Genomic DNA, 24,593 nt, shown 5'->3' with positions numbered 1-24,593 from the left:
CCGCCAACCCTACGGTAGCGTCGGCGGGTTCTCCGCCGACGCGTTCAGCGATCGTCAGAACAACCCCTCGAACGGCAAGATATCCACCATCTCCCCCGCCGCGACGTTGCCTTGCCCATCGTGCAGCACCACCATGCAGTTCGCCTCCGACATCGAGCGCAGGATGCCCGAGCCCTGCGATCCGGTGATGCGCACCTCCGGCTCGCCGTCGGCGCCGCGCGCGACGATGCCGCGCTGGTACTCGGTGCGCCCCGGCTTCTTGCGGATCGCGTCGACGCTGCGCGCGCGCAGCAGCGGCAGCGGCGCCTCGGCCCCCATCATGCGCAGCAGCGCCTCGCGCGCGAAAAAGTAGAACGAGACCATCACCGCCACCGGATTGCCCGGCAGGCCGAATAAAAAGGCGCTGCGGCCGTTGGACGCTACCCGGCCGAAAGCCAGCGGCCGGCCCGGACGCATGCCGATCTTCCAGAACGTGACGTCGCCCAGGCGGGCCATCACCTGCCTGGTGTAGTCGGCCGCGCCGACCGAGACGCCGCCCGAAGTGATGATCGCGTCGGCGTTCTCGCAGGCGGTGCGCAGCGCTTCTTCCAGCGCCTCCGGGCTGTCGCGCACCACGCCCATGTCGATGATCTCGCAGCCCAGGCGCTGCAGCATGCCGTAGATCGTGTAGCGGTTGCTGTCATACACGCAGCCCTCGTCGAGCCGCTCGCCGATCGAGCGCAGCTCGTCGCCGGTCGAGAAGAAGGCCACGCGCAGGCGGCGCTGGACGGGGATCTCGGCGAAGCCCAGCGAAGCGCACAAGCCCAGGTCGGCCGGGCGGATCACGCGGCCGGCCTTCAGGGCGGCGCTGCCGGCTTTCAGGTCTTCGCCCGCCAGGCGCCGGTTGTCGCCCGCACGGATCGCGCCCGCGCGCAGGGTGACGGTATCGTCGGTGGCGCTTTCGGCGAATTCCTGCGGCAGCACGCTGTCGCACCCGGCCGGCATCACGCCGCCGGTCATGATGCGCACGCATTCGCCGGGCCCTGGGCGCAATCCCAGCGGCTTGCCGGCATAGGCGACGCCGACCACCTTCAGGGTCACGGCGCCTTCGGCCGGCAGGTCGCCGCCGCGCAGCGCGTAGCCGTCCATGGCCGAGTTGTCGTGCGCCGGCACGTCGATCGGCGAGACCAGGTCGCGCGCCAGCACGCGGCCGAGGCAAGCGCGCAGCGCGACCATCTCGACCGCGCGCACGGGTTGCACGAAATCACGGATGATGCGCTGGGCGTCCTGCACGCGCAGGGCATCCGGATCGTAGCCGTTGATGCAGCTGGCTACCTGGGCCAGACTGGCAGGGAAGGGCGGCGCGGCGTCGTCCAGCCCGCGCAGCTCGTCCAGGGTATTGATGTTGCGGAAGGCATCGGTATCGTCGAAGACGACCTCGACCGCTTTCAGGTCGCGATACCAGCCGTCGACGCGGCGGCCGCCCTCGACCAGGTACGAGGTCAGCGCAGGCAAGCGGTCCGCGCGCACCAGGCAGAACACGGGATGCGCTTGTGTGCGCATGCCCGGCTCCCGGGTGGCGGCGTAGGCGAGGTCGGCATCCGCCTCCTGCAGCGCGGCGAAGAGGCGCGATGCCAGGTCCGGCGGCAGGAACGGTGAATCGCAGGGCACGGCCAGCAGGTAGGGCGTCGCGCAGTGGCGCAAGCCCGTTTCCAGGCCGGCCAGGGGGCCTGGATACGGTTCCACCCCGTCCGCGATTTCATCGGGCAACACCGTCGCGTCGAAAGCGCGATAGGTATCCAGGTTGCGGTTGGCGCTGATCGCCACCGGGCCAACCTGCGGCCGCAGGCGCGCGAGCACGTGCTCGACCATGGTGCTGGATCGGAAAGGCTGCAAGCCCTTGTCGACATTGCCCATGCGCGAGGCGCGCCCGCCCGCCAGTACCAGTCCGCTGATCATCCCTGTCTCCATGTCTTTTTTATTCTCCCCGCATTAACCGCCGATGTAGGACATTTCGACCTTGCGCGCACCGTCGCGCTGCCCGATGCCCGTTTCCGCGGTACGCGTCTCGGAATAGCGGTCGGCCCGCGCGCGCCACAGCTGGGCGATGGCGCCCGACAGCTCGAGGTCGCTGCGATCCGCGCGCAGCAGCGCACGCAGGTCGTGGCCGCGGGTGGCGAACAGGCAGGTATACAGCTTGCCCTCGGTCGACAGGCGCAGGCGCGAACAGTCGCCGCAGAAGGCCTGGGTGACGCTCGAGATGACGCCGATCTCGCCGCCGCCGTCCACGTAGCGCCAGCGCGAGGCGGTCTCGCCGACGTAATTGGCCGCACTGGGGACCAGCGGCAGCTCGGCCGCGATGCGCCGCACCACCTCTTGCGACGGCACGACCTCGCGCATGTTCCAGCCGTTCGAGGCGCCGACGTCCATGAATTCGATGAAGCGCAGGATGGTCGGCGTGCCCTTGAAGTGGCGCGCCATGGGCAGGATCTGGTCGTCGTTGGTGCCGCCCTTGACCACCATGTTGACCTTGACCGGCCCCAGGCCGGCCGCGTGGGCGGCGTCGATGCCGCGCAGCACGTCGGCGACGGCGAAGTCGACGTCATTCATCCTGCGAAACACCTGGTCGTCCATCGCGTCGAGCGAGACCGTGACGCGGTCCAGGCCGGCGTCTTTCAGCGCCTGCGCCTTGCGCGCCAGGAGCGAGCCATTGGTGGTGAGCGTCAGGTCGAGCGGACGGCCGCTCGGCGTCGGCAGTGCGCGCAGCATCGCGACCAGGCGCTCGAGGTTCTTGCGCAAGAGCGGCTCGCCGCCCGTCAGGCGCAGCTTTTCGACGCCGTGCGCGATGAACAGCCGCGCCACGCGCGTGATTTCCTCGAACGACAGCAGCTCGCCGTGCGGCAGGTACTGGTAATCCTTGTCGAAGACTTCCTTCGGCATGCAGTACACGCAGCGGAAGTTGCAGCGGTCCGTGACCGAGATGCGCAGGTCGTGCAGGGGCCGGCCGAGCGCGTCGCTGAGCAGGCCAGTCGGCGCTTCAGGCACGGCCGGGACCCGCAGCGCGGACGAGCGCAGGTCGTTGATCAGAATGATTTTTTCAGCCATTTCAGTACGATAGCACGGGGCTGATGAAGCTGCCCGTGACGCTTGGGGAACGGGGTGGATACAGCATGCCGCTCAGTGAATGCGTTCAGTGAATGCGACATGATCCGTGAGTCTGCGAACGTCTTGTTGGGCGGCGCCAAAAAAGACATCCCGCGAGGCGGGAACCCAGGTTTGGCGGCGCCGTGCAGCGCTTGCGAACCTGGGTTCCCGCCTGCGCGGGATCGCCCTGCCGGGACAGCTAACCGGGGCTTACTGGCGCGTATCGACCTGCACCAGCGGCTCGTCGACCGGCGCGGCGACCGGCTTGCGGGCGCGGCCCAGGCGAACCGGGGTTGCCACGGAAGCTTCCTGCGCGGCGCGCAGTTTTTCAGGGTCGGTCGATGCCAGTTGCAGGCCGGCCTGGGCCAGCACGTCGTCGAGCTTGGCCGGTGCTTCGGCCGGCGCCGCCGTGACGACCGGCGCTGCGGCCAGGGCCGCGCCGGGCGCCGGCGCGCTGGCCGCAGGCGCGGCGGCTGGCGTCGGCGCGACGGTGATGGCCGGTGCGGCTGCCGGAGCCGTCTCGACCGCCGACGCGGCGACCGGTGCAGCCACCGGCGCGGTCTCGACCACGGGAGCAAGCACTGGCGCCGCCTGCGCCACTGGCGCCTGCTCGGCCGGAGCCGGAGGCTGTTCGGCCGGAGCTGGAGCTGGAGCTGGTGCCGGGGCCGGGGCCGGTTCGACCGCGGCATGCGCCGCAGCCACCGACGCTGCGGTCGGGAACATGTTCTGCTGAGCAGCTATCGATGCCGCGGTCGGGAACATGTTCTGCTGAGCAGCAACCGAGGCTGCCGTCGGGAACGGGATCGGCTCGGCAGCAACCGGCGCCGGTGCGACCGGCGCAGGCGCAGCAGCCTTCTCGTGCGCCGCCTTCGCAGCGGCCACCGACGCCGCGGTCGGGAACGGCCATGCATCTTGCCTGGTGGCGCGCGCCGGCCTGGTCTTCGCGGCCCTGGCGGCAGCGGCAACCTTGGCGGCTTCCTCGTCGGCTACCGGGGTGAATGCCGGCGCTTCGTCCGAACCTTCCAGCGCCTCGCCGCCCTCGATCTGGTCGCGGTCACGGCGATTGCGGTTCCGGCCGCCACGACGGCGGCGGCGGCGCGGTTCGTCGCCTTCGCCTTCGAGGTCCTCGCCGTCCGGGCCGATCGTCGTCACCGACTTGACGACCTGCTGCACGACTTCCTGGGTGCCTTCCGGACCGCTGGTGCTCACTGCCACCGTGGCGGTCGAGACGACCTGGCTCACGCTCACTTCGTCGAGCCTGGCTTCGATGGCCTGGGTGGTGCGTTCGGTACGCTCGGTGCGCTCGCGCGGCTGGCGTGGCTGGCGTTCCTTGCGCTCGCCGCCGCGTTCTGCACGATCGGGACGCTCGGCGCCCTCGACGCGCGCTGCGCCTTCCAGTTGTTCGCGCGGTTCACGCGGCTTGCGCTCGCGCGGCTGGCGCGGCTGGCGGCCTTCGCGGGCCTCGTCGGCCTGTGCGCCCGGTGCACCCTTGATGGCTTCCTCGCCCGGCGCGCCCTTGGGGGCGGTGGCGGCAACCGCGTCGCGCTCTTCGCGCTCACGGCCTGGCTTGGCGCCGCGTTCGCCGTTGCGGCCACCGTTGCGGCCACCCTTGTTGCGGTTGTTGCGGTCGCCGCGCTCGGCCGGCGCCGGCGCGGCCGGCTTGTCGGCCACGACTGGCGCCGGGGCCGGTTCTTCTGGTTTACCGAAGAAGAAGTCGCGCAGGCGGGCGAAGAAACCTTTCTCGACTGGAGCGGGAGCGGGGACGGGGGCGGCGGCAGGAGCGGCGGCGGCTTTGGCCGGCTTGGCCGCCTCGCTGCGGTCGACCACCGGGGCCGGCTGGGCCGGGGTGATGGTCTTGACCACGGCTTCCTGGCGCGGCTTGGCTTCTTCCTTCTGGCGCTTGGCGTAGGCCATGTCCGTGTCGGCGGTCTCGGCCATCGCATAGCTGGCGTGCGCGTCTTCCAGGCGTGGATCGTCGTGCTTGATGCGCTCGAGCTTGTAGTGCGGGGTGTCCAGATGCTTGTTCGGGATCAGGATCACGGTGATGCGGTGGCGGTTCTCGATCTTGAGCACTTCGCCGCGCTTTTCGTTCAGCAGGAAGGCGGCGACGTCGACCGGCACCTGCACGTGGATCGCGGCCGAATTCTCTTTCATGGCCTCTTCCTGGATGATGCGCAGGACTTGCAGGGCCGACGATTCGGTATCACGGATGTGGCCGGTGCCCGAGCAGCGCGGGCAGGTCACGTGCGAGCCTTCCGACAGCGAAGGACGCAGGCGCTGGCGCGAAAGCTCCATTAAGCCAAACCGCGAGATCTTGCCCATCTGGACGCGGGCGCGGTCGTGGTGCAGGGCGTCCTTCAGGCGCTGCTCGACTTCGCGCTGGTTCTTGGCCACTTCCATGTCGATGAAGTCGATCACGATCAGGCCGCCCAGGTCGCGCAGGCGCAGCTGGCGGGCGACTTCGTCGGCCGCTTCGCAGTTGGTGTTGAAGGCGGTGGTTTCGATGTCCGAGCCACGGGTGGCGCGCGCCGAGTTGACGTCGATCGAGACCAGGGCTTCGGTGTGGTCGATCACGATCGCGCCGCCCGATGGCAGCGGCACGGTGCGCGCATACGCGGTCTCGATCTGGTGTTCGATCTGGAAACGCGAGAACAGCGGCACGTCATCGCTGTAACGCTTTACGCGGTGCGCCATGTCGGGCATCACGTGGCTCATGAACTGCTGGGCCTGTTCGTAGATCTCGTCGGTGTCGATCAGGACTTCGCCGATGTCGGGCTGGAAATAGTCACGGATGGCGCGGATGACCAGCGACGACTCCTGATAGATCAGGAAGGCGCCAGAGGCCGACTTGCCGGCGCCTTCGATCGCGCGCCACAGCTGCATCAGGTAGTTCAAGTCCCACTGCAGCTCTTCGACGTTGCGGCCGATGCCGGCGGTGCGGGCGATCACCGACATGCCTTGCGGCAGGTCGAGCTTGTCCATGGTCTCGCGCAGTTCCTGGCGCTCTTCGCCTTCGACCCGGCGCGACACGCCGCCGCCGCGTGGATTGTTCGGCATCAGGACCAGGTAGCGGCCGGCCAGCGAGATGAACGAGGTCAGGGCGGCGCCCTTGTTGCCGCGTTCCTCTTTCTCGACCTGGACCATGATTTCCTGGCCTTCCTTCAGCGCTTCCTTGATGGTGCAGTTGCGCACGTCGACGCCCTCGCGGAAATACGTGCGGGCGACTTCTTTGAAGGGGAGGAATCCGTGGCGGTCTTCGCCGTAGGAGACGAAGCAGGCTTCGAGGGAGGGTTCGATGCGGGTGATGACACCCTTGTAGATGTTGGACTTGCGTTGCTCGCGACCGGCGGTCTCGATATCGATGTCGATCAGCTTTTGACCGTCGACAATCGCTACGCGCAGCTCCTCTTGCTGCGTAGCGTTAAACAACATGCGTTTCATTTTTATAAACTCCGCGACCCGTGGGCCGTGTGATGGCCGCCCTCGCGGGCGGCGCAGCTACAGGGATGTATGCGGGGATGGGAATCCAGGAGAGGGGAATGCCCGTAGCGTGCGATGCAGCTGGAAACAGTGATCATCGCGAATGAAACCGCGAGTAAACACCGGGTCGCTGCCGCAACGGGGCGCTGTGGGGCCGAACGTCATTGTCCATGCACGCCGCGACCTGCGCTGGCCGCCTGCCACCACGTTGGGGTGGCACAGCGGAGCGAGGGGGGTGTGCTAAAACCAGCCCGGCTCGACGCCGACGACCGTCCAGGACCTGGAGGCGAAAAGACAGCCTGACTCACAAGTCTGGAGGAGGACCTCGCGTCTAGCCTGGCGAAAACGACAAGCGTTATCGACACCATCACCCGACAAGCAAGATTTGCTTGCCGGTACTTATCCTTAAGAATCCTGACAATCCAATCCTGCATCTCTGCGCGCAACCCGATTACAACTGCAGGTGCAACCTTGATCGGCGCAAGGATGTGCGTACACGTTACTTTCCATCGAATTTGCAATAAGCGGGGCCGATGGAGCGCGCCCCTGTGTAAAATATCGTTTTAATTCTTACACCAGCAGAGGTTTGACCGCCGCCTGTCGATTATATATTCAAAATGAAGGACTTAGAGAGAATTTCTGGGAAGACAGAGCGAATGGCGATTCAAAACGGTGTTGTTCCCCCTTCATCACAACAGGCTCTGCAGGCGCAATTTGTCACAATCGGCGAAGAAGACGCCGGACAGCGTATCGATAACTACTTGTTGCGTGTCTGCAAAGGCGTACCGAAGAGTCATATTTATCGCATCCTCCGTTCGGGAGAAGTGCGCGTCAACAAGGGCCGGATCGACCAGCTGTACCGCCTGGCCGAGGGCGACATGGTCCGCATCCCGCCGATCCGCGTCGCCGAGAAAGCCAGCAACGAGACCGTGCCGGGCACCGAATTCCCGGTCGTGTACGAAGACGCGCACTTGCTCGTCATTAACAAGCCGGCCGGCGTGGCCGTGCATGGCGGCTCCGGCGTGTCCTACGGCGTGATCGAGCAACTGCGCGCGGCGCGGCCGCAAGCCAAGTTCCTGGAACTGGTGCACCGGCTCGACCGCGAAACCTCGGGCCTGCTCCTGATCGGCAAAAAGCGCAGCGCCTTGACCCACCTGCACGACCAGATGCGCGACGGGACGACCGACAAGCGTTACTTCGCAGCGGTGAAGGGCGACTGGCAAAACAAGCGCCAGCATGTCAAATTGCCGCTGCATAAATACACGACGGCGGATGGCGAAAAGCGGGTCGTGGTCCAGGCGGGCGGCCAGGAAGCGCATACCATTTTCAATCTATTAAAAAAATGGCATGATTTCGCCTTGCTCGAAGCCGAACTCAAGACGGGCCGCACGCACCAGATCCGGGTTCACCTGGCGTCGAGCGGCTTTCCGATCCTGGGCGACGAGAAGTATGGCGACTTCGCCTTCAATAAACAGTTGCACAAGGCTGGCGCGGGACGCGGGGCGCTCAAGCGCATGTTCCTGCACGCGCACCAGATCACGTTTACCCACCCGGACAGCGGCGAGCGCATGACCTTGCGCGCGCCGATGCCGGAAGAATGCGAGCGGTTCCTGATAAGCTTGGGCGCGCCCGGCATAAGGGCGCCAGATGCATGATAGACGCTTGGACGATCAAAAAACGACGGAGACCGGCGCCTTGGGCTGCCGCTAAACAATGGCAAGAAAACAATTTGATCTGATCGTGTTCGACTGGGACGGCACGCTGATGGACAGCACGGCGGCGATCGTCAAGTGCATCCAGGCGGCGGCGCGCGACCTGGGCCTGCCGGTCCCGAGCGACGCTTCGGCCGCCCACGTCATCGGGCTCGGCCTGGCCGAGGCGATGCAGGCGGCGATGCCGGACATCCAGCCGGCCATGTACCCGCGCATGGTCGAGCGCTACCGCTATCACTTTCTCACCAAGGACCACGAACTGGTACTGTTCAAGGGCGTTCGGGAGATGTTGGCCGATCTTGACAACGAGGGCTACTTCCTGGCGGTGGCTACCGGCAAGAGCCGGGTGGGTCTCAACCGGGCGCTGAACGCGACCGGCCTGCTGTCGATCTTCGACGCTACCCGTTGTGCGGACGAGACATTCTCGAAGCCCCATCCCGCGATGCTGCAAGAACTGACCCGTGAACTGGGCCAGGACCTGCGCCGCACGGTGATGATCGGCGACACCACCCATGATCTCATGATGGCGAGCAATGCTGGCGCGTCCGGCATTGCCGTCGAGTTCGGCGCGCATCCGGTGGCCCAGCTGCAGGCTTGCCAGCCGCTGTTCTCGGCGCGCTCGATCCCCGAGCTGCATGCCTGGCTGCTCGCGCATGCCTGAATCCGCGAGCGCGCAGATGGCGGAAGATGAATCCCTGTTCGTGTGCGATGCAGATGGTTTGCTCGATGGCGGCCGTGGCATGCGCTTTGCGCTGCTGGCCTGGGGGCAGCCGGCCACCGGGTTCGTGATCCGCCACGGCGGTCAGGTGTATGGCTACCTCAACCGCTGCGCCCACGTTCCGGTCGAGCTCGATTGGAGGGAAGGGGAGTTCTTCGAGTCCGGCGGTCAGTACCTGATGTGCGCCACCCACGGCGCGGTCTACGAGCCCGGCAGCGGCAGGTGCGCCGGCGGTCCGTGTCGCGGTGGGCGCCTGCATCCGATCGCCGTACACGAAGGCGCGGGCAAGATATACTGGCGGCCCGACGAGCGGTTCCGCGCCCCTGCGCAGGAACAGCGCTCGCCTTCGACCCCCCATTCGACTTTATGAGTGACCAAACGAGCCATGACCAACCCGGCGACAGCCGGCTCGCATCGCATCCGACGATCGGCAACTGGGAGCGCGAAACGCTCGAGAAACTGGTGTTTGCCACCGTCCAGGAACGGCGCCGCGCCCGGCGCTGGAGCATTTTCTTCAAACTGAGCTTCCTCAGCGTCGCCCTGCTGGCGCTGTGGGCATACTACGACTTCAATTTTGGCAGCGGCGACGTCGAAAACCTGGGCCGCCACACGGCCCTGATCGAAATTAACGGCGAAATCGAAGCGGAAGGCAGCGGCGCGGCCGACACCGTGATCCCGTCGCTGAATAAGGCGTTTTCCGACCCCGGGTCGGCGGCGGTCGTGCTGCGCATCGACAGCCCCGGCGGCAGCCCGGTACAGGCCGGCATCATCGTGGACGAGATCCAGCGCCTCAAGCGCGGCTACCCCGATAAACCCCTGTATGTGGTGGTGGACGAGATCTGCGCCTCGGGCGGCTACTACATCGCCTCGGCGGCCGACCGCATCTATGTCAACAAGGCCTCGATCGTCGGTTCGGTCGGCGTGCTGATGGACAGCTTCGGCTTCACCGGCACCATGGACAAGCTCGGCGTCGAGCGGCGCCTGCTGACGGCCGGCGAGAACAAGGGTTTCCTCGATCCGTTCAGTCCGCAGTCCGAGAAGCATCGCGAACATGCCCAGGAGATGCTCAATGAAATCCACCAGCAATTCATTGCCGTGGTGCGCGCCGGGCGCGGCAAGCGCCTGAAGGAGACCCCCGAAACCTTCTCGGGCCTGTACTGGACCGGCGCCAGGGCGGTGGACATGGGCCTGGCCGACGCCTTCGGCACCGTCGACACGGTGGCGCGCGACATCGTCAAGGCCGAGGACATCGTCGACTACACGGCGCACGAAGGCTTGCCGGAAAGGGTGCTCAAGAAGTTTGGCGCCGCGGTCGGCGAAAGCGCGGTCAAGGCGGCCTACCACGGAGCCGTGCCGAAATTGCGCTGAGCATTTTGTCCTTGAATACAGACGGCAAATGGCTATAGTGGAACGGTAGCGTGAGCAGCAAGGGCGGGGAGGCAGACGCTTCGATCGGCCCGGAGGGCGACACGCTATCCACCGCACGTGCTGCGGTTTTCGAGAGAATTCCATTCCTCACGGTAGTACATCCCTCGGAGGCTTGCCGCATGGCGTGCCGGCCGCAGGAACGGAAACGACGGCCTTGCGCCGTCGTTTCCATTTATAACTCATCGACGCCACCTGATCGGGACGCCTGCTGCGCTCTTCCAGTTTTTCCGTCGCCCTGTTTTCCCGGTCTCATCGGGGTGCCTCTGGCGTCCTGCCAGGAGGCGTGCCGGTTCAGGTATAAGTGCCGCACTGACGGGCATCGCCATCGCGATCCGAACGGCACGGTGACTGCGAATTCTGCTGCGTCGGGGAATGGCTGTCTTGTTGCTGAACCGTCAATGCGCCTTGTGGCAAGCTCACCTTCGGTGGGTGCCACATGGTCGGTTTTCGCAACGGTATCATGTCGTCGTGCTGGGCAAAACCGCCACGGTCGAGCCAAGCCTGGTGGTCGCGCACGGTGCGGGCATACCAGGCGGCGCGTAGCGCTGGAAGGCCGCCGTGCAGGTGCGGAAGGCCGCCGCCGGACCAACGCGCCATGGCGAGTCGGGTGGGGAAAAGCGCCGCATGGTCCTGGGCGAGCCGTTGGCGCGCACAATGGGCCTCATCCGCGGAAAGCTTTCCATTCACTGGGTTGAGATCGTCGTTCACGTTCATTCCTATCCTTTGGCTACGGCCGCCCCTCGATCAAAGACGCCCTAGTTGCCGTTAGGCGGATTCCTAACGTGTTGAAGTCTATCAATGCGAATCTCAGCAGGCTTGATACTGCTCAAATGAACGTAGGCATGCAAAATGGGTCCGAGGTAACGGTAACAAAGTTGGCCGGCAATGCTTTCCCAAAGGGGCGCGCGCATCTGGTAAAGTCTCGGCCCATGAGTAAATTGTCCCTAGACCGTATCCTGCAATCGCAGGGATTCGGCACCCGCAAATATTGCCGTGCGCTGATCGAAGACGGCGACGTCGCCGTCAATGGCGAAACCGTCGACAGCTACAAGGCCACCTTCGACACCGACGGCCTGGTCCTGACCGTGTTCGGCGAAGCGTGGCCTTATCGCGAGCACGTCTATATCGCGCTGTACAAGCCGGCCAATTTCGAATGTTCGCGGAAACCGAGCCACCATCCGGGCGTGCTGACCCTGCTGCCGGAACAGTTCACTTGGCGCGACGTGCAGCCGGTCGGCCGCCTCGACCACGACACCACGGGCATGCTCCTGATGTCGGACGACGGCCCCTTCATCCACGCCCAGTCCTCGCCCAAGCGCCATGTGCCCAAGGTGTACCAGGCCACGACCGCCGAGCCGGTGACCGCCGAACTGGTCGCCCAGATGCTGTCCGGCGTGCAACTGAACGACGAGCCGGCGCCCCTGAAGGCGGTGTCCTGCGTCCAGCGCGGCGAACATACCCTCGAGATCGTCCTGGAACAGGGCAAATACCACCAGGTCAAGCGGATGCTGGCCGCCGCCGGCAACCATTGCAGCGCGCTGCACCGCTCGCAAATCGGCGGCCTGACCCTGGCATCGCTCGGCCTCGAAGAGGGCGAATGGTGCTTCCTCGACCAGGCCCAGCTCGACCTGCTGGCGCCGGCCTGAACGCTCTCCGAGCAGGGCGGGGCGCAGGGCGGGCGATATTCGCATGCCTGGATGCAATACGTGCGACATCAATAAGAAATTTCCGCGACACTTACGCGCGATGGCAACTGAACATCAGTTGCTGCACGAACGTTATGATATAAAACAATAAATATGCACGCCTATCGCCCGAAACTTTCTCATGCCATCGCCCTGGTTCCGCTCCTGCTGGCCCTGCCGGCATTGGCCCAGACCGCACCGCAAACCCTGGCGGCATGCTCCGCCATCGCCGAAGGCAGCCAGCGCCTGGCCTGCTTCGACGGCATTGCCGCCAGCCAGGAGGCGTCCGCCGCCGGCCCTGGTCCGGCCAGCGCGGCGGTTGCCACGTCCGCTACTCCGGCCGCCGTGCCGCCGGTGCCGACCACGGCGCCGGTGGCGCAGGGCGCGTTCGACGCGCCGCGCAGCAGCGCGGTGGACCAGACCGCCTCGGTCGACCCCGTCGTGCAGGCCGCGTCGCAGTACACGCTGAGCAGCCACTGGGAGCTCGACGCGCGTGACAAGCGCGGCGTGTTCAAGTTCCGTCCGCACCGCCCGAGCTACCTGATGGCGACCCGCACCCACCGGCCGAACGAAGAGCCGTACCGCGACTTCCTGGCCTCCGATCCGGATGCCGAGGGCCTGTCGAAGGCCGAGCTGGAGTTCCAGCTCAGTTTCAAGATGAAGATGGTCGAGACGCTGTTCGAACTGCCGGTCGACGTCTGGTTCGGCTACACCCAGAACAGCTTCTGGCAGGCGGCCAACCACCGCGCTTCCAGCCCGTTCCGCGAGACGAATTACCAGCCTGAAGTCATGGCGGTGACGCCGCTCGACTTCGCGCTGGCGGGCGTCAACGTGCGCTTCCTGAACCTGGGCTTCGTGCACCAGTCGAATGGCCAGTCGTCGGAACTGTCGCGCAGCTGGAACCGCGTGTATGCCCAGCTGGGCCTGGAACGCGGTCCGCTGACGATGACGGCCAAGATGTGGAAACGCATCAATGAGTCGAACGAGGATGACGACAATCCGGACATCGTCGACTACATGGGCCGTTTCGAACTGGAAGGCAATTACCGCCTGGGTGGCGGCCACGAGCTTTCGGCCATGGTGCGGCGTAACTTCAGCACCGACAAGGGCGCGGTCCAGCTCGGCTGGGCCTTCCCGCTGGCGGGCCCGGTCAAAGGCTATATCCACGCCTTCTCGGGCTATGGCCAGAGCATGATCGACTATAACTACTTCCAGCGCGTCCTCGGCGCCGGCGTGATCGTCAAGTACTGAGCCGTATCGTAGAATGGCGGGCTCGCACTGAGAACCTATCCCGGTAGGTGAGAGTCGGGCCGAGAGCGCCTGGCAGGCAGGTGCTGTGTAGCATGGCACCCCATGCCATGCTACCTCGTCGTTGCATGGCTCGCCATGCGGCCTCCTCGCGCCTTGCTCACGCCCGCCATGCATCGACATGAACTTCCTCCCACCTACCGGGATAGGTTCTAAAGGCCCCTTTCATGAAACTCGCCACGCTCGACGACGGCACCCGCGACGGCCAGCTGGCCGTGGTGTCGCGTGACCTGAAAACCGGCCACGTCGCCGACGGCATCGCGCCCAGCCTGCGCGCCGCCCTCGACGACTGGGCCTTCATCGCTCCCCAGCTCGACGTCCTGTACCGCCAGCTGAACGAGGGCAGGGCGCGTCGTCCGTTCGACTTCGATCCGGCCCGCTGCCTGGCGCCACTGCCGCGCGCCAGCGGGCGGGTGTGCGGCGCCGCCTACCTGCATCACCACGAACTGGAGCGCCGCGCCGCCGGCGCCGAACTGCCGGCGGCCTGGCGCGACGCGCCGCAGCTGGCCTGGGCGGCCGGCGACGGCCTCCTCGGGCCGCGGCAAGACCTGGTGCTGGCGCGCGAAGAGTGGGGCATCGACTTCGGCGCCGAACTGGCGATCGTGAGCGGCGACCTGGCGCAAGGCGCGACGCCGGACGCGGCACATGGACAGATCCGCCTGCTGCTCCTTGCCAATGACGTCACCTTGCAGAACCTGGCGGAGAATATCGTGGCTAATGAGCGGGCCGCCGGCCTGGGCCTGCTGCATGCGAAGCCGGCGACGGCCTTCGCGCCAGTGGCGGTGACGCCGGACGAGCTGGGCGAGGCCTGGCGCGGCGGCAAGGCCGCGCTGCCGTTGCGGGTGGTATGGAACGGCAATCCGGTCGGGACCCTGGAAGCGGGCGAAGACATGGTCTTCAGTTTTCCGCAACTGCTGGCGGCGCTGGCCGGCAGCCGCAAGGTCGAGGCGGGCACCATCGTCGGCGCGGGCGTGATGGCGAACCGCGCGACGCGCCGCCACACGCCGGGCTACGCCAGCATCGCCACACAGCGCTGGCAAGAAATACTCGATGGCGGCGCGGCCGTCACCCAGTACCTGCGTTTCGGCGACACGGTGCGCATCGAGATGCTCGATGAGAACGGCAAATCGTTATTCGGCGCGATCGAGCAGACCTTGAGATCCCCGTAGGGTCGGCGGCTTCGCCGCCGACGCGGTGATCGTTGCCGGCTCCGATATCGCGCCGGATGATCTTGTGTCAACTATCACCTCGCTGGCGGAGCCGCCGACCCTGCGTGCCAGAATTCTTCATCCGCCCGTGCGCCACGTAGCCGGACCTCGACCGGTGCGCTCACCCGGCGCAGCGCGTCGGCGCGCAGCAGCCGGCCGTCCGGCTCGTGCAGCCGGTACCACAGGAAGGCCACGCCGGACAAGGACAGGCGTTCGCCGCCGAACAGGTTGCCGCGCACCTGGGTCAGGCCTTCCAGCCGCAGGTCGACGTCCAGCACCAGGGCGCCGGCGCTGCGCTCGGCCTGGCCGAGGTAGCGCGCCGCGGTGAACAGGGGACTTTTGTCGCTGGCTTCGCCCGCGCGCAGCCCCTCGGTGAACGCGTCGACCGCCTTCAACTGGGCCCTGGCGGCGGTTTCGACGGCCTGCAGCTCCTTCTTGCGCTCGCCCTTGGCGGCGTCGGCCAGCACTTCCAGCCGCGCCGCGTGCTGGGCCAGCACCGAGCGTGCCACTCCCACCAGCCTGACCCGCTCGAGCAGGCTGGCGTGCCGCGCCGTGTCGAGTTCGCCCATATAGCCGCCGTTCAGTCCGGCCAGGCGGGCGGGGCAGGAACGCGCCAGCGCGCTGGCGAACAGGGCGCGCGCGCCGTCGCCATAGGCGATGCCGGTGAAGGTGGCGTCGCTCTTGAACAGGCTGGCCAGATCGGCGCCGGCGCGCAGCAATACCGTGGGCGCGGTCAGCCAGATCAGCGGTATCGCCGGCCGGCGGTCAGCCGATTCCGGGGTCTGCGCGTTAATGTAGTGTTGCAGCTCGAGATTGCGCTCGGTTAATTCCTGCGCGGTGCGTGCGAGCGCGCCGTCGACGATGCGCGCCGCCACCACGCCCTGGCTGACGGCCGGGTCGTACAGGATGACCTGGCGCTCCTGGGGCAGGCCGGCGCAGACCTGCTCCGCGAGTTCCAGCGCCAGGTCGAACGCGCGCGCCAGTCCGGCGGCGCCGAATTTGGCGGCGTCGACGTTGCCGCTCAGGGCCCTGGTCTGGGCCGGCGGCAGGCGCGCCAGCAGTTCGGCGCGCTCGGCTTCGGCCAGCGCCTGCCGGGTTTCCGCTTCCAGCAGGCGGGCCCGGGCTTCCAGCAATTCGGGGGAAGGGGCTTGCGATCGGGCCAGGCCAGGATAAAGCGCACTCAGGCATAAAACAATATAGAAAATGAAACTATACGGCCGTCGATTATGTTTTGCCATGGCCCACCTTATTTGTGAACAAGAAATTAATCTATCTAAATTTCACTGGAGAAAAGTGTAACAATTTGTCGAGAAATATTAGGAGAAGTTTCAGGGAGATTGATTGGCAGATCGCAATCTACCTAGAATCGTCGAATTGTTGCTGCACAATCAATGGCTTGTATAACGAAACGGCACTGTTGTGACATTGGGATAGAATCCGTGGCCCAGCACGTTTGTCGGAAGATCAACGAGAAATGCGATAGAATTGACGAGTTAACAAAGTGGTTCTATGAGTATTAATAACCTTCCCATGGCCGGCCTCGAAATTGGCTTTATTACATCGCTGATCTGTTCCCTCCTGCTCGTGTTCACTACACGCTGGCATGGGCGCTATTCGCTCGACGCGACCCGCGGTGTGCAGAAATTCCATATCACGCCAACCCCACGCATCGGCGGCGCCGCCATCATGACCGGCCTGTGGATGGCGCTGGGCGTCCTGCCGCAGGCGCAGCAAGAATTGCTGCTGCCGGTGCTGATCGCCTCGTTGCCGGCCTTCGTGTTCGGTCTGGCCGAAGACCTGACCCGCACCGTGTCGGTGCGCGCGCGTCTGCTGGCGACTATGGCCAGCGGCGCGGTCTGCTGGTTCCTGACCGGCGTCACCCTGCAATACACCGGCCTGGCGCCGCTCGACAGCCTGCTGGGCTGGCTGCCGTTCTCGGTGCTGTTCACCGCCTTCGCGGTCGGCGGCGTGGCCAACGCGGTCAACATCATCGACGGTTTCAACGGCCTGGCCAGCGGCACGGTCGTGATCGGCCTGGCCACCCTGGGCCTGATCGCCCTGGGCGCCGGCGACGTCCACCTGGCCCAGCTGTGCTTCGTGATCTGCGCGGTGACGGCCGGATTCTTTGTCGTCAATTTCCCCCTTGGGAAATTGTTCCTCGGCGACGGCGGCGCCTACCTGCTGGGCTTCCTGCTGGCCTGGCTGTCGGTGATGCTGGTCTATCGCAACCCGTCGGTCTCGGCCTGGGCTCCGCTGCTGGCCTGCGCCTATCCGGTCTTCGAAACCGTGTTTACCATCTGCCGCCGCCTGTGGTGCCGTCGCCATCCGGGCCATCCGGACAGCTGGCACCTGCACAGCCTGGTCAAGACGGCGATCACCGCGCGCTACCTGCGCATGTTGCCGGCGCCGCTGCGCAATGCCTGCGTATCGCCGGTGTCGTGGAGCATCGCCCTGGTGCCGGCCGCGCTGGCCGTCAACCACGCCGGCACGCCCGGCGTGCTGATGCAGGGCGTGGTCGCCAGTTTCGCGCTGTACCTGGCGGTGTACGGGCTGGTGGTCGCCGCCTGGCGCGCCCGCCGCCGCCTGCCGGCGCATGTGGCTGCCGCCGCACTGGCGCCGGCCACCGCGTCCACCGTCAAGCTGGTCAAGCCCATGGTCGGCCCGATCGCTCCGATCGCTCCGATCGCTCCGGTGATTGCGCCGGTGATCGTGTCCGCCCGCATCGCCAAGCCGACCGCGGCCACCCAGGCGGCGCCCCTGGCCGACCGTGGACGCGAACAGCCGGCCGCGGCCTTCGTCCACCGCCGTATGTAATGCCTGCCGGCCGCGAACAGCGGCCGATTTCCCCTCTTGTTTTCTTCCTGGCCGCACGGCAATTCCGGCGATAATTTCATTTGCGCAGTGCAAAGGCGCATGTGAAATAGTTTGACGGAGCAGGAATGGCGGAAGATAGCGACGCAGAAAAGACAGAAGACGCATCGCCCCGGAAGATCGAGAAGGCGCGCGAGGAAGGCGACGTTCCCAGGTCGCGGGAGCTGGCCACCTTTACCGTCCTGATGACCGCCGGGGCTTGCCTGTGGGCCTTCGGCGGCATGCTCGTCGGTGAATTGAGCCTGGCGCTCAAGTCCGGCCTGTCGCTCGACCGCGAACAGGTCTTCAATCCCGCCATCCTGATCGAGCGCATCCTGGGCGACCTGGTGGGGGTGCTGCTGGCCTGCCTGCCGATCGCGGTCGCCATCATGGTCATCGCCCTGGTGTCGCCGCTCCTGATCGGCGGCTGGCTGTTCTCGTCCAAGGCGTTCATGCCCAACTTCATGAAGCTGAACCCGATCAAGGGTATTGGCAATATGTTTTCGAAAAACGCCCTGGTCGAGCTGCTCAAGGCGGTCGCCAAGACCATCGTGGTGGGCGTGGTGGCCTATATCGTCGTCAGCAGCCAGAAGGAGGCGATGCTGGGCCTGGCGGTCGAGCCGCTCAATGCAAGCAGCGCCCACGTGGGCGCCATGATCGGCAAATCCTTCCTGTTCATCGTCGGCGCGCTGGGCGTCATCGCCCTGATCGACGGGCCTTACCAGTTATGGCACTGGAAGGACAAACTCAAGATGACGCGCCAGGAAGTGATCCAGGAATCGAAGGAGTCGGACGGCAATCCTCAGATTAAGGGGAAGATTCGCCAGTTGCAGCGCGAAATGGCCCGGGGCCGGATGATGCAGAATGTACCTACTGCAGATGTGATCGTGACCAATCCGACTCACTATGCAGTGGCGCTGAAGTATGCGGATGGCAAGGGCGCGCCGCGGGTCGTGGCCAAGGGCATCGACGACGTGGCCGCCAGGATCCGCGAGCTGGGCCAGGAACACAAGGTCACGCTGATGGAAGCCCCGGCCCTGGCCCGCGCCCTGTACAAGCATACCGACATCGACGACGAGATTCCGGAAAAGCTGTATTCGGCGGTGGCGGAAGTGCTGGCCTACGTCTACCAGCTGCGCGCCTACAAGAAGGGCGAAGGGGAGTACCCGGATCGCCCGACGAAGTTGAAGGTGCCTGACGAGATGGACCCGCTGAACCCGGCGTCGCACGCGCCGCCCAAGCCAGGGGGGGGCCGAACTGAACTGAACACGGAGTGAATGAATGACCAACAGCATGAAACTGCCAGCCTGGATGAGCGGCCTTGGTGCGCAAGGCAGCAAGGCGGCAGCGCCGGTCCTGATCATCATGCTGCTGGCGATGATGATCCTGCCGTTGCCGGCCTTCGCGCTCGACGTGTTCTTCAGCTTCAATATCGCGCTGTCGATCATCGTGCTCTTGACCGCACTGTATACGGTCAAGCCGCTCGACTTCCTGGCCTTCCCGGCCATCCTGCTGGTCTCGACCATGCTGCGCCTGGCGTTGAACGTCGCTTCCACCCGTATCGTCCTGACCGAAGGCCACACCGGCTCCGCCGCGGCCGGCAAGGTCATCGAAGCCTTCGGCCACTTCCTGATCGGCGGTAACTACACCGTCGGTATCGTCGTCTTCATCATCCTCACCATCATCAACTTCTCGGTCGTGACCAAGGGTGCCGGCCGCATCGCCGAAGTCGGCGCACGCTTCGCGCTGGACGCGATGCCTGGCAAGCAGATGGCGATCGATGCCGACCTGAACGCCGGCCTGATCGGCGAAGCCGACGCCCGCAAGCGCCGCCAGGAAGTCGCGCAGGAAGCCGAGTTCTACGGCGCTATGGACGGCGCCTCGAAGTACGTGAAGGGCGACGCCGTCGCCGGCATCATGATCACGGTGATCAACGTGGTGGCGGGCCTGATCGTGGGCGTGGTGATGCACGACCTGGCGATCGGCGAGGCGACCAAGATCTACACCCTGCTGGCCATCGGCGACGGCCTGGTGGCGCAGATCCCTTCCCTGATCATCTCGATCGCGGCCGGCATGGTCGTGTCGCGCGTCGCCAACGACGAGGACGTGAGCTCGCAGCTGACCAACCAGCTGATGGCCAAGCCCGAAACGATGTACATCACCGCCGCCATCATCGGCGCCCTGGGCATGATCCCGGGCATGCCCAATCTGGTATTCCTGCTGCTGGGCGGTTCGCTGGCCGGCGCCGGCTACATGATTTCCAAGCGCCGCAAGGAAGGGCCGGCCAAGGAAGAAGCGGCCGCCGCTGCCGCCGCCGATGCCGCCGCGGCAAGCCGCGCCCCGGCCGAGAGCGAAGAAGCGACCTGGCAGGATGTCATGCCGGTCGACACCCTGGGCCTGGAAGTGGGCTACCGCCTGATCCCGCTGGTCGACAAGAACCAGGGCGGCGAGCTGCTCAAGCGTATCAAGGGCATCCGCAAGAAGTTCGCGCAAGAAGTGGGCTTCCTGGCGCCGCCGGTGCACATCCGCGACAACCTGGAACTGAAGCCATCGGCCTACCGCATCACCCTCAAGGGCGTGGAAGTGGGCAGCGGCGAAGCGCTGAACGGCCAGTTCCTGGCGATCAACCCGGGCATGGCCAGCGGCACCCTGCCAGGCCTGGTGACGGTCGATCCGGCCTTCGGCCTGCCGGCCACCTGGATCGACGCCGGCTTGCGCGACGAAGCGCAGAGCATGGGCTACACCGTGGTCGACGCCGGCACCGTGGTGGCGACCCACCTGAACCACCTGATCACGATGCACGCGTCGGAACTGCTGGGCCGCATGGAAGTGCAGGCGCTGCTGGACCACCTGGGCAAGGAAACGCCGAAGCTGGTCGAAGACCTGGTGCCGAAGGTCGTCTCGCTGTCGATCCTGCAGAAAGTGCTGCAGAACCTGCTGGTCGAGGGCGTGCACATCCGCGACATGCGCTCGATCATCGAGGCGCTGTCGGAGCACGCGAACATGACGCAGGATCCGTCGGAACTGACCGCCGTGGTGCGCGTGGCCCTGGGCCGCGCCATCGTCCAGCAGCTGTTCCCGGGCGAGAACGAGTTGTCGGTGATGACCCTGGACAACCGCCTCGAGCGCCTCCTGATGCAGGCGATGGGCGCCGGCGGCGACGGCACCGGCATCGAGCCGGGCCTGGCCGACACCATCGCCCAGCAGGCGGCCCATTCGGCCAACCAGCAGGAGCAGATGGGCCACACCCCGGTGCTGCTGGTGCCGGCCCCGCTGCGCGTGCTCCTGTCGCGCTTCCTGCGCCGCGCCGTGCCGCAGCTGAAGGTGCTGTCGCATGCGGAAGTGCCGGAAACCAAGACGATTCGGGTGACCAGCCTGGTGGGTGTGCCGATGTGATTGCGCAGGGAGGCGTGGAGTTACCCTGATCGTTCAGACTGCAACACCAGCGGGCGGAATTTGCGCCAGATCCATCGTGCGAACAAGGTGACAGCCCCTACAATGACTAAAGCGGTGCTCAAAGCGAGAAGGGTTTCCATATCGGCTATTTCCTCTGCGTTGCGAGCGCCGTAAAGAGTACTCAGCCAGATGGCGAATGATTCAGGTATTTGTGGAAAGAGATAGTAGTAGTGTAGCCAGAAGCGAGCAAGCATGACTGTCGCTACGAATACCCAGATCGTCATCAGTGTCCGTGTCATTACCTTGTTCACTTGACCGTCACCCGCCCGTAAGCTGTCATGGAACTGCCTGGTATGTTGATCTGCCGGCCTGCTCTCAGGTGCGCGCGAATGATGTTGAAGTCAGCTTGATGTTGAATGGTAATGCATCCTCTACTAATACCTGCCGCTCCGCGTGGATGAAGTCGAAAGTTTCCTCGTTTCACGCCATTGCAGAAAGTCTCGTCGTCGATTTTGCCATCCGTTGCGTAGAGGGCGAACCATTCCGAACGATCGACGAAAAAATCGCGCAGCGGCCCCAACCGGCCGCCTGACCGCCGGTCCACGATGTAGTAAGCACCAGGCGGAATCGGCCCGAGATCTGGATTGCATGCAAATCTCGGCTGGTTGGCATGGTTGTCCAGTCCTGAAAAAGCTGGGAACTGCAAAGCATTCATTTTGAACATGCTCATCGGCCGTCCGTTGAGTTCAAACGCGCATTCGATCATTCTCTATCTCCTAAAAGCTTTGGCACACGCTAATGATGGGAGATAGATCGCGTTCGCTCGCTGAGCCGCAACAACAGGCTCATCACTTGATGGTGATCGTGCGCTCGACCAGCCCAAGGTCGGTAATGGTCACCAGCACGTCGAGCGGAACCTCCGAGTCGGCGTGCAGATAGAACTCGACGCCGCCTGGCCCGCCCTCGGAATCGTGCGGTCCGATATTGGTCACATACACGTTCGCCCGGCCCAGGTGGGGGCGGCCGGGCGAGGAATCGTGGGGATAGGCCGCGGCGCCGGTCCCGGTCCCGGCGCTCCACTCGACGGCGGTGACCATGACGGCGGAGCGCTCGCACATCTTTTGCCAGTCCCAGTTGTAATTGCATCGCACGCGGCCCTGGACCTTGCGATACAACAGCCGAATCGATTTGACCATGGTGCCTCCCGGGGGCCATCGACAGTCAGCCTGTCTTGCCCACTTAGACCTCTCTTGTAGGACAAAGATCGCCCGGCCGCGACGCCTTCTGACGACAATACCGGCTTGCCATTCAATCAAAATGTATCGCTGTTGCCGATGTCGATGAAATAGGCCCTTTTCCCCATCCTTTTCCCCTGATGGTTTCCCTAGAGCATCGTCAATAATGGTTCCTATCGACAGGCATCGTGCCGTCATGCAGAACCAGATTGAAGCGCGGAGAACCAGATGAAGGTGAAGAAATTTACGGCAGCAACGTCCCGAGATGCCTTGCGCAAGGTGCGCGAAGCCCTGGGGCCGGACGCCGTCATCCTCTCCAACCGTCCGGTCGACGGCCAGGTCGAGATCCTGGCGCTGGACAACGATGACGTGGCCTCGCTGGCCGCGCCGGCCGCCGATTCGGAAATGGCCCAGCCGGCGCCGCAATTGCAGCACTTCGACGACCTGGCGCCAGCCAAGGCAGCGGCCCCCGCAGCCGCTCCGGCCTTCCTGTCGCGCCGCCTGCAGGACGCCGCCCCGGCCGCGCCGAGGGCGCCGGTCGCGCCAGCCTATACCGAAGTGACCCCGGCCCCGACCTACGCCGAGCGCCGCGCCCCGAGCGCCGAGCCGGCGATCGACATGAGCGCCATGACCTCGATGATGAGCGCCGCCATCGCCCAGGCCAAGGAATCGGCCGCCGCCGAAATGAACGGCATGATGAGCGAGATCCGCGCCATGCGCGGCCTGATGGAAACCCAGCTGGCCGAACTGTCGTGGAACGCCACCGCCCAGCGCGAGCCGCACAAGGCCACCGTGCTGCGCGAGATGCTGGCTGCCGGTTTTTCGGCCACCCTGGCGCGTTATCTGATCGAGAAAATGTCGGCAACCAAGGATGCGCTCGAGGCCATGCGTTGGGTAAAGACCGTGCTGGCCCGTAACCTGACCACCATCGGCAACGAAGACGCGCTGCTCGAGCAGGGCGGCGTGTACGCGCTGGTCGGCCCGACCGGCGTCGGCAAGACCACCACCACCGCCAAGCTGGCCGCGCGCTGCGTGATGCGCCACGGCCCGGACAAGCTGGCCCTGATCACCACCGACGCCTATCGTATCGGCGGCCACGAGCAGCTGCGCATCTACGGCAAGATCCTGGGCGTGATGGTGCACTCGGTGAAGGACGAAGCCGACCTGCGCATCGCCCTGAAGGAATTGCGCAACAAGCACACCGTGCTGATCGACACCATCGGCATGTCGCAGCGCGACCACATGGTGGCCGAGCAGGTCGCCATGCTGTCCGGCTCGGGCGCCGACGTGAAGCGCCTGCTGTGCCTGAACTCGACCTCGACGGGCGAAACGCTGAACGAAGTGGTGCGCGCCTACCAGGGCAGCGGCCTGCACGGCGCCATCATGACCAAGTTGGACGAAGCCACGTCGATCGGCGGCGTGCTCGACATCGTGATCCGCCAGAAGCTGAACCTGCACTACATCTCGAACGGCCAGCGTGTGCCGGAAGACCTGCACGTGGCCGACCGCACCCTGCTGGTCGACCGCGCCTTCCGCAACCGCGGCAACGCTACTACCGACGCCGACCTGCCGCTGATGATGGCGGCAGCCCAAGCCGCGCGCGAGGTGAGCCTTGGCTAGTTTCGATTTCGACCAGGCCGAAGGCCTGCGCCGCATGCTGCAGGGCCCGCGTCCGCGCGTGGTCACCTTCCTCTCGGCCACGCCCGAAGACGACAAGGGCGCCATGCTGGTCAACCTGGGCGCTTCGCTGGCCCAGGCCGGCAACGACGTGCTGATCGTCGACGCCTGCGAAGTGGACTACGGCGTCGCGCGCCGGCTTGGCATGAACCGCAGCGCCTCGCTGCTGCAGGTGGCGCGCCAGGAAAGCGCTTTGAACCAGGTGATCCGCCCGGCGCCTCAAGGCTTTTCGGTGGTGCCGATGGGCGTGCCCGACACGGCGGCCGAAGCGCGCCGCCTGGGCAAGACCTTCGACGTGCTGGCGCTGCAAACGGGAATCGTGATCGTCGACGCCGAACTCGGCCCCGACGGCGATTTCCCGGTGGCTTCGATGGTGGATTCCGAGATCGTGGTGCAGGTATCCACCAGCGCGGCGTCGATCACGAATGCCTACGCACTGATCAAGCGCTTGTCGCAGCAACTGGGCCGGCGCCCTTTCGGGATCCTTGTTACCGGCGCGACAGAGACTGAGGCCAAGGTGGTATACGATAATATGTCAGCGGCAGCAACACGTTATCTTGCCGTCAAGCTCAGCTTCATGGGCTCTGTGCCGGCCGACGAATACCTGCACCGGGCCGCGCGCCTGGGCCGGGCCGTGGTCGATGCCTTTCCGCTGGCCGGTGCGTCGGTGGCGTTTCGCCAGCTCGCAGGCAAGTTCGCGCTGAACGCCATGCCGCAGTTCGGCAAGCAGGGCGGCGCAGCCCGCTTAGGTTCGTGACCGGCATCGGCAATAG

General features: G+C 65.5%; 20 protein-coding genes. 12 read left to right on the top strand and 8 right to left on the bottom strand.

What is annotated here, in order from left to right:
- Positions 1-54: 54 nt before the first annotated feature.
- The 3 genes from moeA to ABIB38_RS18705 all read right to left on the bottom strand — a co-directional run bounded on the left by moeA (position 55) and on the right by ABIB38_RS18705 (position 6,564).
- Positions 55-1,938: a molybdopterin molybdotransferase MoeA gene (moeA, locus tag ABIB38_RS18715; protein ID WP_429206160.1), complete on the bottom strand. Its 1,884-nt coding sequence runs from the start codon at positions 1,936-1,938 to the stop codon at positions 55-57.
- A 33-nt stretch (positions 1,939-1,971) separates the two neighbouring features.
- Complete coding sequence (gene moaA / locus ABIB38_RS18710; protein WP_429206158.1) at positions 1,972-3,084, bottom strand: GTP 3',8-cyclase MoaA; 1,113 nt, start codon at positions 3,082-3,084, stop codon at positions 1,972-1,974.
- Between the two features lie 249 nt (positions 3,085-3,333).
- Positions 3,334-6,564, bottom strand: a complete 3,231-nt coding sequence (locus ABIB38_RS18705; RefSeq protein ID WP_429206156.1) for an Rne/Rng family ribonuclease — start codon at positions 6,562-6,564, stop codon at positions 3,334-3,336.
- A gap of 656 nt (positions 6,565-7,220) precedes the next feature.
- Between ABIB38_RS18705 and ABIB38_RS18700 the strand changes: the two genes are divergently transcribed.
- From ABIB38_RS18700 to ABIB38_RS18685, 4 genes are read left to right on the top strand one after another with little or no spacing between them, the layout of a single operon-like run.
- Entirely contained in the window at positions 7,221-8,258 is a 1,038-nt protein-coding gene (locus tag ABIB38_RS18700) for an RluA family pseudouridine synthase (protein WP_429206154.1), read from the top strand.
- A 58-nt stretch (positions 8,259-8,316) separates the two neighbouring features.
- A complete protein-coding gene (locus ABIB38_RS18695; protein ID WP_429206152.1) occupies positions 8,317-8,976 on the top strand; it encodes an HAD-IA family hydrolase in 660 nt (219 codons plus the stop codon).
- 16 nt (positions 8,977-8,992) lie between these two features.
- Entirely contained in the window at positions 8,993-9,403 is a 411-nt protein-coding gene (locus ABIB38_RS18690; protein WP_429206177.1) for a Rieske (2Fe-2S) protein, read from the top strand.
- Positions 9,400-10,401 carry a S49 family peptidase gene (locus tag ABIB38_RS18685; RefSeq protein WP_429206150.1) on the top strand — a complete coding sequence of 334 codons (1,002 nt, stop codon included), beginning with the start codon at positions 9,400-9,402 and terminating at the stop codon, positions 10,399-10,401. Before ABIB38_RS18690 ends, ABIB38_RS18685 begins: the two co-directional genes overlap by 4 nt.
- Before the next feature lie 351 nt (positions 10,402-10,752).
- Here the strand turns inward: ABIB38_RS18685 and ABIB38_RS18680 are convergent, their stop codons facing one another.
- Positions 10,753-11,175 (bottom strand): hypothetical protein, encoded by a 423-nt coding sequence (locus ABIB38_RS18680; protein WP_429206148.1) that lies wholly within the window; start codon positions 11,173-11,175, stop codon positions 10,753-10,755.
- A 215-nt stretch (positions 11,176-11,390) separates the two neighbouring features.
- Between ABIB38_RS18680 and ABIB38_RS18675 the strand changes: the two genes are divergently transcribed.
- The 3 genes from ABIB38_RS18675 to ABIB38_RS18665 all read left to right on the top strand — a co-directional run bounded on the left by ABIB38_RS18675 (position 11,391) and on the right by ABIB38_RS18665 (position 14,623).
- Complete coding sequence (locus ABIB38_RS18675; protein ID WP_429206146.1) at positions 11,391-12,107, top strand: pseudouridine synthase; 717 nt, start codon at positions 11,391-11,393, stop codon at positions 12,105-12,107.
- Between the two features lie 153 nt (positions 12,108-12,260).
- The gene (locus tag ABIB38_RS18670; protein WP_429206144.1) at positions 12,261-13,397 is read left to right on the top strand and encodes a phospholipase A; all 1,137 of its coding nucleotides are present in this window, start codon (positions 12,261-12,263) and stop codon (positions 13,395-13,397) included.
- A 224-nt stretch (positions 13,398-13,621) separates the two neighbouring features.
- Complete coding sequence (locus tag ABIB38_RS18665) at positions 13,622-14,623, top strand: fumarylacetoacetate hydrolase family protein (protein ID WP_429206142.1); 1,002 nt, start codon at positions 13,622-13,624, stop codon at positions 14,621-14,623.
- 74 nt (positions 14,624-14,697) lie between these two features.
- Here ABIB38_RS18665 and ABIB38_RS18660 read toward each other — a convergent pair whose 3' ends face one another.
- Positions 14,698-15,795 (bottom strand): hypothetical protein, encoded by a 1,098-nt coding sequence (locus ABIB38_RS18660; RefSeq protein ID WP_429206141.1) that lies wholly within the window; start codon positions 15,793-15,795, stop codon positions 14,698-14,700.
- A 397-nt stretch (positions 15,796-16,192) separates the two neighbouring features.
- Here ABIB38_RS18660 and ABIB38_RS18655 point away from each other — a divergent pair, with 397 nt between their 5' ends.
- From ABIB38_RS18655 to flhA, 3 genes are all read left to right on the top strand, one after another.
- The gene (locus ABIB38_RS18655; protein WP_429206139.1) at positions 16,193-17,476 is read left to right on the top strand and encodes an MraY family glycosyltransferase; all 1,284 of its coding nucleotides are present in this window, start codon (positions 16,193-16,195) and stop codon (positions 17,474-17,476) included.
- Positions 17,477-17,601: 125 nt separating this feature from the next.
- Complete coding sequence (flhB, locus tag ABIB38_RS18650) at positions 17,602-18,789, top strand: flagellar biosynthesis protein FlhB (protein WP_429206137.1); 1,188 nt, start codon at positions 17,602-17,604, stop codon at positions 18,787-18,789.
- 4 nt (positions 18,790-18,793) lie between these two features.
- Positions 18,794-20,908 carry a flagellar biosynthesis protein FlhA gene (flhA, locus tag ABIB38_RS18645; RefSeq protein WP_429206136.1) on the top strand — a complete coding sequence of 705 codons (2,115 nt, stop codon included), beginning with the start codon at positions 18,794-18,796 and terminating at the stop codon, positions 20,906-20,908.
- Between the two features lie 20 nt (positions 20,909-20,928).
- Here flhA and ABIB38_RS18640 read toward each other — a convergent pair whose 3' ends face one another.
- The 3 genes from ABIB38_RS18640 to ABIB38_RS18630 all read right to left on the bottom strand — a co-directional run bounded on the left by ABIB38_RS18640 (position 20,929) and on the right by ABIB38_RS18630 (position 22,104).
- The gene (locus ABIB38_RS18640; protein ID WP_429206134.1) at positions 20,929-21,192 is read right to left on the bottom strand and encodes a hypothetical protein; all 264 of its coding nucleotides are present in this window, start codon (positions 21,190-21,192) and stop codon (positions 20,929-20,931) included.
- A gap of 23 nt (positions 21,193-21,215) precedes the next feature.
- Entirely contained in the window at positions 21,216-21,674 is a 459-nt protein-coding gene (locus ABIB38_RS18635; RefSeq protein ID WP_429206133.1) for a DUF2778 domain-containing protein, read from the bottom strand.
- An 82-nt stretch (positions 21,675-21,756) separates the two neighbouring features.
- Complete coding sequence (locus ABIB38_RS18630) at positions 21,757-22,104, bottom strand: hypothetical protein (RefSeq protein ID WP_429206131.1); 348 nt, start codon at positions 22,102-22,104, stop codon at positions 21,757-21,759.
- A 267-nt stretch (positions 22,105-22,371) separates the two neighbouring features.
- Between ABIB38_RS18630 and flhF the strand changes: the two genes are divergently transcribed.
- A complete protein-coding gene (flhF, locus tag ABIB38_RS18625; protein WP_429206129.1) occupies positions 22,372-23,763 on the top strand; it encodes a flagellar biosynthesis protein FlhF in 1,392 nt (463 codons plus the stop codon).
- Positions 23,756-24,577: a MinD/ParA family ATP-binding protein gene (locus ABIB38_RS18620; protein WP_429206127.1), complete on the top strand. Its 822-nt coding sequence runs from the start codon at positions 23,756-23,758 to the stop codon at positions 24,575-24,577. Before flhF ends, ABIB38_RS18620 begins: the two co-directional genes overlap by 8 nt.
- The last annotated feature ends 16 nt before the right edge of the window (positions 24,578-24,593 follow it).

The sequence above is a fragment of the Massilia sp. UYP11 genome, from assembly GCF_050434805.1.
In the GTDB taxonomy this organism is placed as follows: Bacteria; Pseudomonadota; Gammaproteobacteria; order Burkholderiales; family Burkholderiaceae_D; genus Telluria.
The sequence above is the reverse complement of the archived record's forward strand: the minus strand, read 5'-3'. Positions and strand labels throughout refer to the sequence as shown.

What these genes read in the sequence shown, in the direction of transcription:
- flhB (WP_429206137.1), top strand. Translation starts at nt 17,602, where the DNA reads ATGGCGGAAGATAGCGACGCAGAAAAGACAGAAGACGCATCGCCCCGG.
- ABIB38_RS18670 (WP_429206144.1), top strand. Translation starts at nt 12,261, where the DNA reads ATGCACGCCTATCGCCCGAAACTTTCTCATGCCATCGCCCTGGTTCCG.
- ABIB38_RS18695 (WP_429206152.1), top strand. Translation starts at nt 8,317, where the DNA reads ATGGCAAGAAAACAATTTGATCTGATCGTGTTCGACTGGGACGGCACG.
- ABIB38_RS18685 (WP_429206150.1), top strand. Translation starts at nt 9,400, where the DNA reads ATGAGTGACCAAACGAGCCATGACCAACCCGGCGACAGCCGGCTCGCA.
- moeA (WP_429206160.1), bottom strand. Translation starts at nt 1,938, where the DNA reads ATGATCAGCGGACTGGTACTGGCGGGCGGGCGCGCCTCGCGCATGGGC.
- ABIB38_RS18680 (WP_429206148.1), bottom strand. Translation starts at nt 11,175, where the DNA reads ATGAACGTGAACGACGATCTCAACCCAGTGAATGGAAAGCTTTCCGCG.
- ABIB38_RS18640 (WP_429206134.1), bottom strand. Translation starts at nt 21,192, where the DNA reads ATGACGATCTGGGTATTCGTAGCGACAGTCATGCTTGCTCGCTTCTGG.
- ABIB38_RS18675 (WP_429206146.1), top strand. Translation starts at nt 11,391, where the DNA reads ATGAGTAAATTGTCCCTAGACCGTATCCTGCAATCGCAGGGATTCGGC.
- ABIB38_RS18705 (WP_429206156.1), bottom strand. Translation starts at nt 6,564, where the DNA reads ATGAAACGCATGTTGTTTAACGCTACGCAGCAAGAGGAGCTGCGCGTA.
- ABIB38_RS18630 (WP_429206131.1), bottom strand. Translation starts at nt 22,104, where the DNA reads ATGGTCAAATCGATTCGGCTGTTGTATCGCAAGGTCCAGGGCCGCGTG.
- ABIB38_RS18655 (WP_429206139.1), top strand. Translation starts at nt 16,193, where the DNA reads ATGGCCGGCCTCGAAATTGGCTTTATTACATCGCTGATCTGTTCCCTC.
- moaA (WP_429206158.1), bottom strand. Translation starts at nt 3,084, where the DNA reads ATGGCTGAAAAAATCATTCTGATCAACGACCTGCGCTCGTCCGCGCTG.
- flhA (WP_429206136.1), top strand. Translation starts at nt 18,794, where the DNA reads ATGACCAACAGCATGAAACTGCCAGCCTGGATGAGCGGCCTTGGTGCG.
- ABIB38_RS18690 (WP_429206177.1), top strand. Translation starts at nt 8,993, where the DNA reads ATGGCGGAAGATGAATCCCTGTTCGTGTGCGATGCAGATGGTTTGCTC.
- ABIB38_RS18665 (WP_429206142.1), top strand. Translation starts at nt 13,622, where the DNA reads ATGAAACTCGCCACGCTCGACGACGGCACCCGCGACGGCCAGCTGGCC.
- ABIB38_RS18635 (WP_429206133.1), bottom strand. Translation starts at nt 21,674, where the DNA reads ATGATCGAATGCGCGTTTGAACTCAACGGACGGCCGATGAGCATGTTC.
- flhF (WP_429206129.1), top strand. Translation starts at nt 22,372, where the DNA reads ATGAAGGTGAAGAAATTTACGGCAGCAACGTCCCGAGATGCCTTGCGC.
- ABIB38_RS18700 (WP_429206154.1), top strand. Translation starts at nt 7,221, where the DNA reads ATGAAGGACTTAGAGAGAATTTCTGGGAAGACAGAGCGAATGGCGATT.